At 72.3% G+C, this 16344-nt stretch carries 16 protein-coding genes and 1 pseudogene; 16 read left to right on the top strand and 1 reads right to left on the bottom strand.

Translation table 11 applies throughout. The features are described 5' to 3' along the window. Positions 1–42 precede the first annotated feature (42 nt). From rpmB to B5Y66_RS09645, 11 genes and pseudogenes are all read left to right on the top strand, one after another. Positions 43–279, top strand: coding sequence for a 50S ribosomal protein L28 (rpmB, locus tag B5Y66_RS09695; RefSeq protein WP_079573909.1), 237 nt, complete (start codon positions 43–45; stop codon positions 277–279). Further along, the gene (gene rpmG / locus B5Y66_RS09690) at positions 279–446 is read left to right on the top strand and encodes a 50S ribosomal protein L33 (protein ID WP_079573907.1); all 168 of its coding nucleotides are present in this window, start codon (positions 279–281) and stop codon (positions 444–446) included. The genes rpmB and rpmG overlap by 1 nt, the downstream gene beginning before the upstream one ends. After that, complete coding sequence (gene rpsN / locus B5Y66_RS09685) at positions 446–751, top strand: 30S ribosomal protein S14 (protein ID WP_079573905.1); 306 nt, start codon at positions 446–448, stop codon at positions 749–751. Before rpmG ends, rpsN begins: the two co-directional genes overlap by 1 nt. 13 nt (positions 752–764) lie before the next feature. Continuing rightward, on the top strand, positions 765–1043 hold the full coding sequence (locus tag B5Y66_RS09680; RefSeq protein ID WP_079573903.1) for a type B 50S ribosomal protein L31: 279 nt from the start codon (positions 765–767) through the stop codon (positions 1041–1043). Beyond that, positions 1040–1162, top strand: coding sequence for a type B 50S ribosomal protein L36 (gene ykgO / locus B5Y66_RS09675; protein WP_079573901.1), 123 nt, complete (start codon positions 1040–1042; stop codon positions 1160–1162). Before B5Y66_RS09680 ends, ykgO begins: the two co-directional genes overlap by 4 nt. 48 nt (positions 1163–1210) lie before the next feature. Next, positions 1211–1336 (top strand): annotated as a pseudogene (gene rpmF, locus B5Y66_RS09670) (50S ribosomal protein L32); the annotation flags it as partial. A gap of 82 nt (positions 1337–1418) precedes the next feature. Continuing rightward, positions 1419–2759: a glycoside hydrolase family 125 protein gene (locus B5Y66_RS09665; RefSeq protein WP_245807027.1), complete on the top strand. Its 1341-nt coding sequence runs from the start codon at positions 1419–1421 to the stop codon at positions 2757–2759. A gap of 159 nt (positions 2760–2918) precedes the next feature. After that, complete coding sequence (locus tag B5Y66_RS09660) at positions 2919–3746, top strand: carbohydrate ABC transporter permease (protein ID WP_245807026.1); 828 nt, start codon at positions 2919–2921, stop codon at positions 3744–3746. Beyond that, entirely contained in the window at positions 3743–4705 is a 963-nt protein-coding gene (locus tag B5Y66_RS09655) for a carbohydrate ABC transporter permease (RefSeq protein ID WP_079573897.1), read from the top strand. Before B5Y66_RS09660 ends, B5Y66_RS09655 begins: the two co-directional genes overlap by 4 nt. After that, positions 4689–5954: an ABC transporter substrate-binding protein gene (locus B5Y66_RS09650; RefSeq protein WP_079573895.1), complete on the top strand. Its 1266-nt coding sequence runs from the start codon at positions 4689–4691 to the stop codon at positions 5952–5954. Before B5Y66_RS09655 ends, B5Y66_RS09650 begins: the two co-directional genes overlap by 17 nt. Beyond that, positions 5951–7102, top strand: coding sequence for a glycoside hydrolase family 76 protein (locus B5Y66_RS09645; protein ID WP_079573893.1), 1152 nt, complete (start codon positions 5951–5953; stop codon positions 7100–7102). Before B5Y66_RS09650 ends, B5Y66_RS09645 begins: the two co-directional genes overlap by 4 nt. Before the next feature lie 4 nt (positions 7103–7106). Here the strand turns inward: B5Y66_RS09645 and B5Y66_RS09640 are convergent, their stop codons facing one another. Next, a complete protein-coding gene (locus tag B5Y66_RS09640; protein ID WP_139820822.1) occupies positions 7107–8225 on the bottom strand; it encodes a GntR family transcriptional regulator in 1119 nt (372 codons plus the stop codon). A gap of 200 nt (positions 8226–8425) precedes the next feature. Here B5Y66_RS09640 and B5Y66_RS09635 point away from each other — a divergent pair, with 200 nt between their 5' ends. The 5 genes from B5Y66_RS09635 (at position 8426) to B5Y66_RS09615 (ending at position 16336) form a co-directional block, all read left to right on the top strand. Next, positions 8426–11008 (top strand): family 78 glycoside hydrolase catalytic domain, encoded by a 2583-nt coding sequence (locus B5Y66_RS09635; RefSeq protein WP_079573888.1) that lies wholly within the window; start codon positions 8426–8428, stop codon positions 11006–11008. A gap of 163 nt (positions 11009–11171) precedes the next feature. Next, a complete protein-coding gene (locus B5Y66_RS09630; RefSeq protein ID WP_139820821.1) occupies positions 11172–12710 on the top strand; it encodes an ABC transporter substrate-binding protein in 1539 nt (512 codons plus the stop codon). Positions 12711–12747: 37 nt separating this feature from the next. Further along, the gene (locus B5Y66_RS09625) at positions 12748–13689 is read left to right on the top strand and encodes an ABC transporter permease (protein ID WP_079573884.1); all 942 of its coding nucleotides are present in this window, start codon (positions 12748–12750) and stop codon (positions 13687–13689) included. Further along, positions 13686–15485, top strand: a complete 1800-nt coding sequence (locus B5Y66_RS09620) for a dipeptide/oligopeptide/nickel ABC transporter permease/ATP-binding protein (RefSeq protein ID WP_079573882.1) — start codon at positions 13686–13688, stop codon at positions 15483–15485. The genes B5Y66_RS09625 and B5Y66_RS09620 overlap by 4 nt, the downstream gene beginning before the upstream one ends. Continuing rightward, positions 15485–16336, top strand: coding sequence for an ATP-binding cassette domain-containing protein (locus tag B5Y66_RS09615; protein WP_079573880.1), 852 nt, complete (start codon positions 15485–15487; stop codon positions 16334–16336). Before B5Y66_RS09620 ends, B5Y66_RS09615 begins: the two co-directional genes overlap by 1 nt. Positions 16337–16344 lie beyond the last annotated feature (8 nt).

Here is a 16344-nt window from a genome sequence, read left to right as displayed (position 1 = left end):
TCTAGCGCTCTGATGAGAACCGTTCTCATGACGGAGGTATCGATGTCTGCCCGCTGCCAGGTGCTCGGCACCGTCCCGGGCTTCGGCCACGCGATCTCGCACTCGCACGTGCGGACCAAGCGCCGGTGGGACCCGAACGTCCAGAAGAAGCGCTACCGGGTGCCCTCGCTCGGCCGCACCGTCACGCTGCGGGTGAGCGCCCGGGGCATCAAGACCATCGACCGCGACGGGATCGACGTCGTGGTCGCCAGGATCCAGGCACGAGGAGAGAAGGTCTGATGGCCACCCGCACCGACCTGCGCCCGATCGTCAAGCTCCGCTCGACGGCGGGCACGGGCTTCACGTACGTCACCCGCAAGAACCGCCGCAACGACCCGGACCGCGTGGTGCTGCGCAAGTACGACCCCGTCGTGCGCCGGCACGTCGACTTCCGCGAGGAGCGCTGATGGCGAAGGCGTCCACGATCGCCGCCGACGCGCGGCGTCGCGAGGTCGTCGAGCGGTTCGCCGCCCGGCGGGCCGAGCTGAAGCGCGTCGTCGCCGCACCGTCGTCCACCCCGGAGGAGCGGGCCACCGCCGTCATGGAGCTGCAGCGCCAGCCCCGTGACGCGAGCCGCGCCCGCCTGCGGAACCGCGACGCCGTCGACGGCCGCCCCCGCGGCTACCTGCGCCGCTTCGGGCTGTCCCGCATCCGCCTGCGCCAGCTGGCGCTGCGCGGCGAGCTGCCCGGCGTCACCAAGTCCAGCTGGTGAGAGGAGAACCACCATGAAGCAGAGCATCCACCCCACCTACGGCCCCGTCGTCTTCCGCGACACCAGCGCCGGCACCGCGTTCCTCACGCGCTCCACGCTGGCCGGCGAGACGGCCTCGGGCCCCGGCCGGCCCGCCCGCACGATCGAGTGGGAGGACGGCAACACCTACCCCGTGGTCGACGTCGAGATCTCGAGCGCCAGCCACCCGTTCTGGACCGGTGCCGCGCGCGTGGTCGACACCGCCGGCCGCGTCGAGAAGTTCCGCCGCCGTTACGGGCAGGGCGTCCGATGAAGGTCCGGGCCTCGCTGAGGTCGCTGAAGCGGCTGCCGGGCGCCAAGGTCGTCCGGCGCCGCGGCAGGACGTTCGTCATCAACAAGCAGAACCCCCGGTTCAAGGCCCGCCAGGGCTGAGCCGGGGGTACCGGACCCGAGGAAGGAGCGGCCACGGCCGTCCCCCAGCGCAAGTCCTCCCGCTCGCGCACCCGCAGCCGGCGGGCGCAGTGGAACGCCGGGGTGCCGGCGCTCGTGCCCGTCGCCGTCGGCGGTCGGTCCCTTCTCGTGCGCGCCGTCCGCCACCCGGGCTGACCCGCGCGGAGGTCGACGCCGGAGCGGTCTGGTCGCCCTGGGCCGTCGCTGGTATGTTCCATCTATTAGATATACCTAAACGATGGAGCGGCAGTTCATGGACCAGGGTGGCCCCCCGATGCTCGACGACCGCGTGCTGGACGAGGTGACCGACCGTGTCGCCGACGCCTTCGACGCCCCGACCGCCGCAGTCTTCGCCGAGGCGATGCAGCGCACGCTGCGCGACGCCGTCGTGCTCGAGCCCGACGGCACCGCCTTCGTGCTCACCGGCGACATCCCGGCGATGTGGCTCCGCGACTCCGCGGCCCAGATCCGCCCGTACCTCGCGCTGCTCGACGCCGACCCGCGGGTCGGCGACGTCGTGGCGGCGCTGGTGCGGCGGCAGAGCGCGCAGATCCTGCAGGACCCGTATGCCAACGCCTTCAACCGGACGCCCGACGGCGCCGGGCACCAGGCCGACCGCACGGCGATGACGCCCGGCGTCTGGGAGCGCAAGTACGAGGTCGACTCGCTGGCCTTCCCCCTCCAGCTCGCGCACCAGCTGTGGCTCGCCACCGGTCGCACCGACCACCTCGACGAGACGTTCCGCGGCGCCGCGGAGGCGGTCCTCGCCACCCTGCGCACGGAGCAGGACCACGACGCGCGGTCCGACTACCGGTTCGAGCGCGACGACTGCCCGCCGACCGACACGCTCGTGCGCGACGGCCAGGGGTCTCCGGTCGCCGTCACCGGCATGACGTGGAGCGCGTTCCGGCCCAGCGACGACGCCTGCGTCTACCACTACAACGTGCCCGGCAACCTGTTCGCCGCCGCGTCGTTGCGCGACCTCGCCGACCTCGCCCGCGGGCCGCTCGCCGACCCGGGCCTGGCCGCACGGGCCGTGGAGCTCGCCGCGGAGCTCGACGACGCCATCCGGCGGCACGGCGTCGTGGACCACCCCGAGCACGGGCCGATCTTCGCCTACGAGGTCGACGGCCTCGGCCACCGGCTGCTCATGGACGACTCGAACATGCCGAGCCTGCTCTCGCTGCCGCTCACCGGCGGCGTCGCCCTCGACGACCCGCTCTACGTCGCCACGCGGCGCTTCATCTTCAGCGACGACAACCCCACCTACGTGCGCGGCGCCACCGGCGACGGGCTCGGCAGCCCGCACACGCCGCCGCGCTACGTCTGGCCGATCTCGGCGGCGGTGCGGGGCCTGACCTCGACGGACACGGCCCAGAAGCGCGCGCTCGTCGCGTCGATGCTCGCCACGAACGCGGCGCGCGGGCGGATGTGCGAGTCGTTCCACGTGGACCACCCGGAGCAGTTCACGCGGGAGTGGTTCAGCTGGGCGGACTCGATGTTCTGCGAGCTCGTGCTCGACGTCGTCGGGTACCGCGTGCCCGGCACGGCGACGACAAGGTTCACGCACGCCGCATAGGAGCGGCCGTGCGGATCGGCAAAGGAGGCGATCAGCACCATGACGGTGACGACAGCGGCAACGGCGCCGCCAGGCCGGGCGGCGACCCCGCTCCCGGCCCCGGCACCACGCAAACCCTCACGGCAGTGGCGGATCCAGGAGAGGTGGGCCTGGCTCTTCGTGGCCCTGCCCATCGCCCTGTTCGCGATCTTCGTGGTCATCCCGGCGGGCATGGCGCTCGTCATGAGCTTCACGAGCTACTCGGTCATCGGCGACTCGCACTGGGTCGGTCTGGACAACTACCGCCGGCTCTTCCTCGACCCGTACTTCTTCATCGCGCTGCGGAACACGGCGTACTACACGCTGCTGTTCGTGCCGCTCGGCATCCTGGTCGCGCTGGCGACCGCGCTGCTGCTGCACCGCAACGTGCGGGTGTCGACGCTCTTCCGCACCTTCTTCTACGTCCCCGTGGTCTCGTCGACCGTCGCGACCGCGACGATCTGGCTGTGGCTGCTGAACCCCCAGTTCGGCATGGTCAACGTCGCGCTCGGCTGGTTCGGCATCGACGGCCCCGCCTGGCTGTACGACTCGAACTGGGCGATGCCGGCCATCGTCATCATGAGCGTCTGGGCGGGCTTCGGCACCAACATGATGATCTATCTCGGCGGCCTGCAGGGGATTCCGTCGCAGCTCTACGAGGCCGCGCGCATCGACGGCGCCGGCTGGTGGCAGCAGCTGCGCTACATCGTCATGCCGAGCCTGTCGCGTACCACGTTCCTCGTCTCGACGCTGCTGGTCATCGGCGCCTTCCAGGTGTTCGACCAGGCCTACGTGCTCACCAAGGGCGGCCCGGGCAACTCCACGATCACGCTCGTCTACTACATCTACACGCAGGGCTTCGGGAACCTCGAGATGGGCTACGCGTCGGCGATCTCGTTCGTCCTCTTCGCGATCATCGCGGTCTTCGCCGTCATCAACGCCCGCGTCACGGGGAGGGACAACTCATGAGCGCGCAGACCGCACCCGGCCTGTCCGTCGCGGCCACCACCGGCGCCCTCGCCGGCCGGTCCCCCCGGCCCGGCGAGCTGCACACCAAGCACAAGACCCCCGCCCAGCGCGTGGGCGCCGTCGCCTGGTGGATCGCCGTCGTCGTCGTGGCGATCCTGACCGTCTTCCCGTTGTTCTGGACGCTGGTCACGTCGCTCAAGCCGGCCGGCGACATCCTTTCCGGGGCGCTGGAGCTGATCCCGCGCACCGTCACCCTCGAGAACTACCAGCGCGTGCTCACGGAGGTGCCGTTCGGCCGCTACTTCCTGAACTCGATGCTGCTCGCGGTGGCCGGCGTCGTGCTGAACCTGTTCTTCGGCTCGCTCGCCGGGTACGCGTTCGCCAAGCTGAAGTTCCGTGGCAAGCGGGCGCTCTTCGTGACCCTCCTGGGGTCGCTGATGGTGCCCGGCATCGTGACGATGGTGCCGTCGTTCCTGGTGCTGCGCGCCTTCCCGTTCGCCGGCGGCAACAACGTCGTCGGGCAGGGCGGCGTCGGCCTGCTCAACACCTGGTGGGCGATCATCCTGCCCGGGGCCGCCGGCGCGTTCGCCGTGTTCTTCATGCGGCAGTTCTTCTCCTCCATCCCGGACGAGCTGGGCGAGGCGGCGCGGATCGACGGCGCGTCCGAGTTCCGGATCTTCGCGCAGGTCTACCTGCCGCTCGCCAAGGCGGGGGCCGCCGTGCTCGCGATCCTCACCTTCCAGGCGGGCTGGAACTCCTTCATGTGGCCGCTGATCGTCCTCAACGTCCAGGAGATGTGGACCGTGCAGGTCGGCCTCGCGTCGTTCGTCACCGACTACGCGACCGACTACGGCCCGCTCATGGCCGGGACCGTGATCACCAGCCTGCCGGTGCTGCTGCTGTTCGTCTTCGCCCAGCGCTACATCATCGAGGGGGTCTCCCATGTCAACGCCCGTTAGCCGCCGCGCGATCCTGCGGGCGCTCGGCGTGGGCGCCGGCGCCGCCGTCCTCGCGTCGTGCGCGGCCCCGAACCAGCCCCGCTACACCGACACGGGTGCCCGCCGCCTTACCATGTGGGGCAGCTGGGCGGGCGACCAGGCCGCGCAGATCAAGACGCAGCTCGACGCGTTCAACGCCGCGCAGGCCGAGTACGCGTTCCACTACGTGCCCCAGGGCGCGCTCGAGGAGAAGATGCTCACCGGCATCGCGTCGGGCAACGTGCCGGACCTCGTGCTCTGGGACCGCTGGCAGACGGCCAAGTACGGCCGCCGCGGGGCGCTGCAGGCGATCGACTCCTGGGCGGCGCGCGACGGCGTGGACCTGGGGTCGTTCTACGCCGAGGCGGTACGAGAGATGACCGTCGGCGACGTGACTTTCGGCCTGCCCCTCCTCGTCGACACACGCGCGCTCTTCTACAACAAGGCGCACCTCGACGAGGCCGGCATCCGCCCGCCGACGACGTGGGCCGAGCTGGCCGACGCCGCCGAGGCGCTGACCGTCCGCGAGGGCGGGCAGCTCAAACGGGCCGGGTTCGAGCTCCAGGACGTCGGGCTGTTCAGCATGTGGCTCAAGCAGGCGGGCGGGGAGCTGCTCGACCCGACCCTGCGCTACACGGCGTTCGACTCCCCGCAGGGCCTCGAGGTGCTCGACTTCTGGGACGAGCTGCTGCACGAGCGGCGCGTGTACGAGCTGGGCTTCTCCGACGGCATCGACGCGTTCGCGCAGGGAGCGGTGTCGATCAAGTACGACGGGCCCTGGAACTTCCCCACCTGGGACGCCGTCGACGGCCTGGAGTACGGGGTCGTGCCGGCCGTCGCCGGGCCGCGGGGCGACACCGGCGCGTCCATGGGCGGCTTCGGGCTCGTCGTCCCCGCCGAGGCCCCGTGCCCCGAGGGCGCGTGGGAGCTCATGAAGTGGTGGGCGGCGGACCAGGAGAACAGCCTCGCGTTCGCCGAGATCAGCAAGAACATCCCGGCGAACGTCGAGGCGTCACGACGCGCGGTGGACACGGTCGACGACCGCTTCGCCCCCATGGTCGAGACCATCGAGGTCGCCACCGTCCGCCCGCCCGTCCCCGGGTACTCGGATGTCGAGGGGCTCGCCCTCATCCCCGCACTGCAAGAGGTGATGTCGGGTGCCCTGCGGGCCCCCGACGCGCTCGACACCGCCCGCACGCAGGGCGACCGCATCCTGGAGGCCAACCGATGACGACCACGACACCGGACGCCGCGCGCGTGCAGACCTGGGCGGACCGCGCCGACGTCGCGCAGCACAGCGTCGACCTGCTCTACGGCGCCGCGCCGCCGCAGCTGCTCCACAACGGCCACCCCGAGGTCGCCGACGGCACGTTCAACTACTGGTGGCTCGCGCACGTCGTCGACTGCCGGCTCGACGCCCACCTGCGCACGGGCGACGAGGCGTGGCTGGACGCCGCGCGGGCGACGGCCGCGAACATCCGCGAGCGCAACGACGGCAGCCTGTTCAACGACTACTTCGACGACATGCTCTGGTACGCCCTGGCGCTGCTGCGGCTGGCCGCGGCGACCCCGGACGACGCGGAGCGCGATGCCGTCGAGGCCGACGTCGTCGCGCTGTGGAAGCACGTCGTGGACCACGGGTGGAACGACACCCACGGGCCGTCGCTGTCGTGGCGCAAGCAGCAGCCGGGCTACAAGAACACCCCGGCCAACGGGCCGCTGGCGATCCTGGGCGCGCGGCTGGCCCGCCGCACCGGGGACGAGCGCTACCTCGACCGCGCGCTGACGACGGTGGCGTGGCTCGAGGCGCACCTGGTGGGGCCGGACGGGTTCGTCGAGGACGGGTTGGGGCGCGAGGGCGGCTCGGCCGTGGACACCCACTGGCGGTTCACCTACAACCAAGGCCTGTACATCGGGGCATGTGTCGAGCTGTACATGTCTACGGGGGACGCCGGCTGGCTCGACAAGGCCGAGCGCACGGCCCTGACGTCGGTGCGCGAGCTCGCCGTCGGCGGCGTCTTCCGCCGGGAGGGCGAGCTGGTCGACGACGACGTGCCGGACACCGCGGGCGGCGACGTCGGCCTGTTCAAGGGCGTCTGGTACCGGTACGCGGCGCTGCTGCTGGACGAGCGCGCCGTCCCCGAGGTGGAGTCGCTCGTGCGGTCGAGCACCGACGCCCTGTGGGAGCACGGGCTGGTGGCGCTCGACGACGTCGCCCGGGCGGACGGCGCGCCGCCCGCCGCGGTCGTGGGGCTGGGGCGCGCGGGCGTCGTGCTGCGGCCGGGCGACGACTGGGCGCGGCCGGCGCCCACCCAGGTCGGGTACTCGACCGTGCTGAGCGCGGTCATGGCGCTCGAGGTGCGTGCCCGCCAGGGATGAGCTGCTACGACCTCGCCGAGCGGGGCGCGGGGGCGGTCGACCCGCCCGCCAGGATCCGCACGGGCACGGTGTCCTGCGAGACGTCGCCCCGCTCGGCGAGCTGCCGCTCGACCAGCTCGAAGGCGCGCGCCCCGATCGCGTGCTGGTCCTGCTCCACGTGGGTGAGCGGGACCGCGGCGTCGACGTACTCCGGCGGCGCGTCGAAGCAGATGACCGAGAGGTCGTCGGGCACCGTCCGGCCGAGCCGATGCGCGGCCTGCAGCACGAGGCGCGCGGAGTGGTACTCCGTCACCACACAGCCGGTGAGGTCGGGGTGGGCCTCGAGGAACGCGGCGAGGCCGTCGACGTCGTCCTCGGGCGTGACCTCGGAGCCTGGCACCACGGACCGGACGCCGGAGTACACCTGGGACTCCTCGAGGCGTACCTGGTGCGCGGCGTGGGCGGCCACGACCCCGCGCCTGCGCTCGTCGAGGGTCGACACCGCGTTGGGCGACTGGACCAGCGCGATCCGGGTGTGGCCGAGGTCGAACAGGTACTCCGCCGCCAGCTGCCCGCCGGTGACGTTGTCGGAGGTCACCGTGCTGACGGGCACGCCCGTGAGCGTGCGGTCGACGATGACGATGGGGAACCCGCGGCCGACGAGCGTCGCGACGCTCTGCGGGATGGACTGCGACGACGTGGGGAGCAGGACCAGCCCGTCGATGCCGCCGTCCAGCTGCTCCTCGATGAGACGTTCTTCGAGCTCGGAGCTGCCCCGGGACATCGCGACCACGACGTGCGCCCGCTCGCTGGACGCCGCGAGGATCCCGCCGAGCAGGTGCGACCCGAACGCGTCGTCGAACCCCGGCACGATGTACCCGACCAGGGGCAGTCGGTCGGCCGGCGCCGAGGGCGCACCGCCCGCGGGGGTCGTGGAGACCACGATCGTGCCGATGCGCGGCCGCCGCGTCACGAAGCCCTCGTCGCGCAGCATGTCGAGCGCGCGCTTGATCGTGATAGCACTGACCGAGAACTCCTCGACCAGCTCCGCCTGCGTCGGCAGCCGGTCGCCGACGGCCAGCCCGCCGCCGACGATGCGTGCCCGCAGCGTCTCGTGCACCTGGGCGTACAGCGCCTCGCTCAAGCCAGCTCCCCTGATCCGGACAGACACATCCAGCCGATTGAATATGGCCGGTGGTCACGTTCCGTCCCATTGTGGGCCACGACCACGCCCCGGGCAGAGCCCTGGTCGCCTCGTTGAGCCTCTGATACGTTTCAATCCGCGTCCGACGACGGGCGCGAGATGTCCCCGACAGCGGGTTCGTCCCGCGAGGAGGCGCGACGATGCGCATCGAACGGCTCGTGGCCGAGTACGGCGCTCCGGACCTGGGGGTCGGTACTGCCGCTCCTCGGCTCTCGTGGGTCCGCAGCGAGGGAAGCGGCTCGCAGACCGCGTCCGAGATCCGGTTGCGGGCTCCCGACGGCCGCACCGAGGTGGCCCGGCGGTCAGGACCCCAGCAGGTGCTCGTGGCGTGGCCCTTCCCGGAGCTGCGCTCGCGGGAGCGCGTCGAGGTCGAGGTGCGGGCGGAGGCCGGCGGCGAGTGGACGGCGTGGAGCGATCCGCTGGTGATCGAGGCCGGACTGCTGACGCCGGAGGACGTCGAGGCGCGGTTCGTCAGCCCGCGGGACGTGGGCGGGCTCGACGGCGGCGCCGTCGTGCTCGCGCGGGATCTCGAGCTCGATGGTGACGTCGTGGCCGCTCGCCTGTACGTCACGGCGCACGGGATCTACGACGCGTGGATCGGTGGCCGCCGCGTGGGCGACCATCAGCTGGACCCGGGCTGGACCGCGTACGACGCGCGGCTGCGCTATCGGACGTTCGACGTCACCGAGCACCTGCGCTCACCCGGGGCGGACCGGATCGCGGTGGGTCTCGGCAACGGGTGGTACCGCGGGCAGCTCACGTGGACGCTGCAGCGAGACTCCTACGGCGACCGACTCGCGCTGCTCGCCCAGCTCGAGGTGACCTATGCGGACGGCCGCCGGCAGACGGTGGTCACCGACGAGAGCTGGCGTGCCGGTACGACAGGGGTTCTCGCGGACGACCTGTACGACGGCCAGACGACCGACCTCCGCCTGCCGCTCGCGCCGGACGCCGTCGCGGAGGGCCCGGTGGACGTGGTGGAGGCTGACCTCGGTCGCCTCGTCGCGCCGACGGGCCCGCCCGTGCGCGAGGTCGCCACCCTGCCGGCGCGCGAGGTGAGCACGTCGCCCGGCGGTGCCCAGATCCTCGACTTCGGCCAGAACGTCGTCGGCTGGGTCCGCCTGCGCGTGACCGGCGAGCGCGGGGCCCGGGTCACGGTGCGGCACGCGGAGGTGCTCGAGGACGGAGAGCTCGGCGTGCGCCCGCTGCGCGACGCGAAGGCGACCGACACCTACCTCCTTGCGGGCGGCGGGGCGGAGCTGCTCGAGCCCCGCTACACCTTCCACGGGTTCCGGTACGCGGAGGTCACGGGCGCGACCGTCCGCGCGGAGGACGCCGATGCGGTCGTGGTCAGCTCCGACCTGCGACGCACCGGCTGGTTCGAGTGCTCCGAGCCGGAGGTGAACCGGCTGCACGAGAACGTGGTCTGGGGCATGCGCGGCAACTTCGTCGACGTGCCCACCGACTGCCCGCAGCGCGACGAGCGCCTCGGCTGGACCGGCGACATCCAGGTCTTCGCGCCCACGGCCGGCTTCCTGTTCGACGTGGGCGGGTTCCTCGGCTCGTGGCTGCAGGACCTCGCCGCGGACCAGCACGCCGACGGCGGCGTGCCGATGGTGGTCCCGGACGTGGTGCACGAGAACGTCAGCGGACCCCGGCCCGGGGACCAGGGGCAGACGTCGGGGGCGGGGTGGGCCGACGCGGCCGTGCACGTGCCGTGGACCCTCTACGAGCGCTACGGCGACGTCGGGGTGCTGGAGCGGCAGTACGACTCGATGCGGGCCTGGGTGGACAAGGAGCGCGCCCTGGCCGGCGACTCGCTGCTGTGGGACACGGGCTTCCAGTTCGGCGACTGGCTGGACCCGGACGCCCCGCCCCACGACGCGGCGGCGGCGAAGGCGGACCCGGCCGTCGTCGCCACGGCCTACCTGGCGCGCAGCGCGCACCTGCTGGCCCGCGCGGCCGGCGTGCTGGGGCACGAGGCCGACGCCCGGCGGTACGGGCAGCTGTCCGAGGACGTCGCGTCGGCGTTCCGCGAGGCGTACGTCGGGGCGGACGGGACGGTCCGCAGCGACTGCCAGACCGTCTACGCGCTGGCGATCGTCTGGGGCCTGCTCGACACCGACGCGCAGCGGCGCGGCGCGGGGGACCGGCTGGCGGCGCTGGTCCGCGAGGCCGACTTCCACGTGAGCACCGGGTTCCTGGGCACCCCGGTGATCCTGGACGCCCTGTGCGAGGCCGGGTACCCGGAGCTGGCGCACGCGATGCTGCTGACCCGCACCAACCCGTCGTGGCTCTACCCGGTGAGCATGGGAGCCACGACGATCTGGGAGCGGTGGGACTCGATGCTGCCGGACGGCTCGGTGAACCCCGGCGAGATGACGTCGTTCAACCACTACGCCTACGGGGCGGTCGCGGACTGGCTGCACCGCTCGGTGGCGGGCCTCGCGCCCGCGGCTCCGGGCTACCGGGAGGTCACGGTGCGGCCCTTGGTGACGGGGCAGCTCGACCGGGCGTCGGCCCGGCTGGACAGCCCGTACGGACCGATCGAGGTGTCGTGGCGGCTGGCCGGCGAGCGGTTCGAGCTCGAGCTCGAGGTGCCGCCGGGCGTGACGGCCCACCTCGACCTCCCGCTCGACGAGCCGGCACGCACGGTCGGGCCGGGGGCGCATCGGGTCGCGGGCGACTGGGTGCCGGTCGGGAGCCCGCTCGTCACGCGGTGACGTGCTCGGGTGCGGGCGACGCGGCCCGCACCCGAGGTCTCGGGACTCTTGACACGACCAGGTCCCGACGCCACGATCGATCCCATCGCTTGTAACGTTTAAATCGGGAGCGAAGCGGCTCCCCGCCGGCAGGTCAGCTTCTCAAGGACGAGAGGGAGTGACGATGAAGTGGCACAGAACGCTTCGTGGCGTGGGTGCGGCGGTGATCGCCGGGACGGTGGCGTCGGTCGCGCTGTCCGGGTGCGCGGCAGAAGGACCGGCGGCCGACCCCGCAGGCGGTGAGCGGACGCTGACGCTCGGCGTCTCGGGCGAGCCGCAGTCGTTCGACCCCGCCCTCCAGCAGAGCGGCGGCGACCAGCGGTGGCGGTGGCAGGCGACCTTCGACTCGTTGCTGCACTGCGAGGCGGACGGCTCCGTCGTCCCCAACGCGGCCGAGTCGTACACGCTCAGCAAGGACGCCAGGACGCTCACCATGAAGCTCCGCGAGGGCATGACGTTCTCGGACGGCACCCCGGTGGACGCGGCGGCGGCGAAGGCGACCATCGAGCACATGAAGGTGGGCGGCGGCAGCGACGCCGGCCGCGTCGCCGACGTGACCGTCGAGACGCCGGACGACCTCACCGTCGTCCTCAAGGCCCCCCGGCCGACGGGCCAGCTGCCGACCTTCATGTGCCTCGCGCCGGGGGCGATCGCCCAGCCGGAGCAGATCGAGAGCGGCGCGGTCGCCTCGAACCCCGTCAGCTCCGGCCCGTACGTGCTCGACGTCGCCGGGTCGACGTCCGGGTCGGTCTACCGGTTCGAGAAGCGTGACGACTACTGGAACGCCGACGCCTACGCCTACGACGTCATCACGTTCGTCACGATGTCCGAGGCGACGGCGCGGCTCAACGCCCTGATGTCGGGTGAGATCGACGGCGCCACCATCAACTACGACCAGGCGGGCGAGGCCGAGAGCTCCGGCCTGCACGTCCTCTCCGCACCCGGTACCTGGACGGGGTTGTACCTCAACGACCGCGCCGGCGAGGCGGTGCCCGCGCTCGGCGACGTCCGGGTGCGACGGGCGATCAACATGGTGTTCGACCGCCAGGGGGTCGCCGACCACATCATGGGCGGCGAGGCCACCCCGACCACGCAGATCTTCAACCCGTCCTCGGCCGCGTTCGACCCCGCACTGGACGAGCGCTACCCCTACGACGTCGAGGCGGCCCGCAAGCTGATGAAGGAGGCCGGCTACTCCGACGGCTTCGAGGTCGAGGTGCCCACGCAGGGCGAGAACCCGATCTACGCCCCGATGGTGGCCCAGCAGCTCGGGCTGCTGAACATCGACGTCAAGGAGGTCCCGCTCACCGGGCCGACCGCGATCACCGACATCCTCGGCGGCCGGTTCCCCATCATGGACGCCCGGATGAGCACCTCCGCCTCGTCGCTGTTCAGCATCGTCGAGGCGCTCGAGCCCGGCTCCATCTGGAACGTCATGCAGACGGAGGACCCGAAGCTGCAGAAGCTGCTCGACGAGGCCCAGGTGGCGCGGGGCGAGCGGGCGGACGAGGTGTACCGCGAGATCAACGAGTACGTCGTCGACCAGGCGTGGTTCGCCCCGTGGGTCGCCGAGAACACCTTCTTCGCGGTCCGCGACGCCGAGATGGTGCCGGAGATGACCGACCCGTTCAAGTTCAACCCTTATCTGCGGGACTTCAAGTGAGCGTCCGCACAGGCCACACAAGGAGGTGGGGCATCTCATGATCGGATTCACGCTGCGCCGGCTCGCCTCGGCGCTCCTGCTCGTCGTCGTCGTCACCTGCGCGACGTTCCTGTTGATCTTCAGCGACGGCGCCACGATCGCGCGCGCCACGCTGGGGGAGAGCGCGACCCAGGAGGCCGTCGAGGCCAAGGCCGTCCAGCTCGGCCTGGACCAGCCCGTCGTGACGCAGTACCTGGACTGGGTCCAGGGCGTCCTGCACGGGAGCCTCGGCAACAGCTACTTCACGGGCGAGCCCGTGACGGCGATGCTCCTCACGAGGCTCCCCGTCACGCTCTCCCTGACCGTCATCGTCGTGCTGCTCACGGCACTGATCAGCGTGCTGGTCGGCACGCTCGCCGCCGTGCGCGGCGGCTGGCTCGACCGCGGTCTGCAGCTCCTCGCGGTCGCGGGCGCGGCGGTCCCCGGGTTCATCGTCGCGATCATCCTGGTGCTGACGGTCGCCGTCGGGTGGGGCGCCCTGCCCGCCACCGGCTACGTCCCCGTCACCACTGACCCCGGGGGGTGGGCGCGGTCGCTGGTGCTCCCCGTGCTCGCCATCCTCGTCGGCTCCGTGGGCGGCGCGGCGCAGCAGTTCCGCGGCGCGATCTCCGACGTCCTCCAGCAGGACTTCGTGCGCACCCTGCGCTCGCGCGGGATCGGCGAGTTCCCCATCGTCGCCCGGCACGTGCTGCGCGCCGCGGCCGCGCCCGGCCTGACGATCCTCAGCCTCCAGACGATCGGCATGCTCGGCGGCGTCGTCCTCATCGAGCAGGTGTTCGCGCTCCCCGGGGTCGGCGACCTCGCGCTCGAGACCACCATGCGCTCCGACGTCCCCGTCGTCATGGGGTGCGTCGTCTTCACCGTCCTCGTCGTCGTGGTCGTGAACCTCGTGGCGGACGTCGTCGGTGCCTGGATCAACCCGAAGGTGAGGCTCGCATGAGCACGGTGCAGACCACCCAGGCCGGCCTCGACGCGCGCGACGCCCGTCCCGAGGCCGGGACGCCGCCGGGACCGCGCGACGACGGGCGCGGCGGCGACGCAGCACTGCGGCGCCTCCTGCACGACCCGCTGGCCCTCGGCGCCATGGGGTACGTGGCCCTCGTGGTCGTCGTGGGCGTGTTCGCCCCGCTGATCGCGCCGAACTCCCCGAACTTCGTCGACCTCTCCCAGGCGAACGCCGCCCCGTTCAGCGACGGAGACTTCCTGCTCGGCGGCGACTCCTCCGGCAGGGACGTGCTCTCCCGCCTGCTCTGGGCCACCCGAGGCACGCTCGTCGCGTGTGTCATCGTCCTCGTCGTCTCGACCGTCGTCGGGGTGGTGGGAGGGCTGCTCGCGGGCTACTTCCGCGGCCGCACGGAGGTGGTCGCGAGCTGGATCGCCGACGCGATCATGGCCCTGCCGGGAATCGTGCTCCTCATCGCGCTCTACTCCGTCATCGGGCCGTCGATCCCGACGGCGATGGCCGTCTTCGGCGTGCTCATCGCCCCCGCCAACTACCGGCTCGTGCGCGCGGTCGTGGCCCAGGTGCGCGGCGAGCTCTACATCGACGCCGCCAAGGTCTCGGGCCTGTCCGACCTGCGCATCGTCTTCCGGCACGTGCTGACGGCGGTCCGCGCGCCGATCCTCATCCAGAGCGGGTACGTGCTGGCGGCCGGCATCGGCATCCAGGCGGGCCTGGAGTTCCTCGGCCTGGGCAACCCGAGCGTCCCGTCGTGGGGCGGCGTCCTCGAGCAGGCGTTCTCCGCGATCTACCTCAACCCGCAGGGTGTCGTCGCCCCGGCGGTGCTCGTGAGCCTCACGACGCTGGCGTTCGTGCTGCTGGGCAACGCGCTGCGCGACGCCTTGCAGGGCTCTGGCCGGCGCCGCGCAGCGACGGCCGACCGCGTCGCAGAGGCACGAGCGGCGCGCGCGGCCCGTCCCTCGCCGTCCACCGCCCCCGAGGCGGAGGCGCTCGTGACGGTCCGCGGGCTCGCTATCGGCTACCCGGACGGGGAGAGCGACGTGCGTGCGGTCGTCGACGGCGTCGACCTGTGCGTGCACCGCGGCGAGATCCACGGCCTCGTCGGCGAGTCCGGGTCCGGCAAGTCCCAGACCGCGTTCGCGATGCTGGGGCTGCTGCCCAAGGACGCGACGGTGCTGGGCGGGGCGGTGCTGTTCGACGGCGCCGACCTGCTCGCCGACCCCCGGGCGATGCGGCGGGCGCGCGGCACCCGCATCGCGTACGTGCCGCAGGAGCCGATGAGCAACCTCGACCCGACGATCACCATCGGGCGCCAGCTCACCCTCGGTCTGCGGGCGGTGAAGCGGATGTCGAAGGACCAGGCGCGCACGCACCTGCTGGGGCTCCTGGGCCGGGTCGGGATCGCCGACCCCGAGGCGGTCTTCGCGATGTACCCGCACCAGATCTCGGGCGGCATGGCACAGCGGGTGCTCATCACCGGCGCCATCGCGGGCGACCCCGAGCTCATCGTCGCCGACGAGCCGACGACGGCGCTCGACGTCACCGTCCAGGCCGACGTCCTCGCCCTCCTGCGGGAGCTGCGTGACGAGCGCGGCCTGGGGATGCTCCTCGTCACCCACGACCTCGGTGTCGTGGCCGACATCTGCGACACCGTGAGCGTCATGCGTCACGGCACGATCGTCGAGCACCAGGAGGTCCGCGCCTTGTTCGCCGCACCCGAGCACCCGTACACGCGCGAGCTGCTGTCGTCCGCGCTCGACCCCGAGGAGGCGTGATGACCACGACGGACCACGGGCCGCTGCTGCGGGTGGAGGACCTCGTCGTCGAGTACCGGTCGGGGCGCCTGCGCGCGCCCAAGCGGGTGATCGACGACGTGAGCCTCGAGATCGCCCCGGGCGAGACCCTCGGCCTGGTCGGCGAGTCCGGTTCGGGCAAGACGACGATCGGGCGCGCGGTCCTCGGGCTCGCGCCGGTCACGTCCGGCCGCATCCTGCTCGACGGCACCCAGATCAGCGGTCTGCGTCGCCGGGAGCGCCGCGACCGGGCGCGGGGAGTGCAGGCGATCTTCCAGGACCCGTACTCCTCGCTCAACCCGTCGATGTCGATCGCGGACATCCTCGCCGAGCCGATCCGAGAGGGGACGCCCGCGTCGCGGCGAGAACGGGTGCGCGAGCTGCTCGACGCCGTCGGCCTGCCCGCGGACGCCGGACGGCGGCGGGCGCGGGAGTTCTCCGGGGGGCAGCGGCAGCGCATCGCGATCGCGCGCGCCCTGGCGCTGCGTCCCCGGCTCATCATCTGCGACGAACCCACCAGCGCCCTCGACATGAGCACCCAGACCCGGGTCCTCGGGCTGCTCCGGGACATCCAGGCGCGCACGGACGTCTCGTACCTGTTCATCAGTCACGACCTGGGAGTCGTGCGGGCGATGAGCGACCGCACCGCGGTGCTCCTGGGAGGGCGGGTGGTCGAGGAGGGGACTGCCGAGCAGATCGCCCGGGACCCCCGGCACCCGTACAGCCGGCGGCTCCAGATGGCGACGCCGGTCGCCGACCCCGTCCTGCAGGCACGACGCCGCGAGGAGCGGGCGACGCTCCTGCGCGAGCAGGCCCGCTCGGCCGCCGCCTGACCGCCACC

The organism is Krasilnikoviella flava, from assembly GCF_900167525.1.
Taxonomy (GTDB): domain Bacteria; phylum Actinomycetota; class Actinomycetes; order Actinomycetales; family Cellulomonadaceae; genus Isoptericola; species Isoptericola flavus.
Note: the sequence above shows the minus strand (reverse complement) of the source record. Positions and strands in the feature narration are given on the sequence as shown.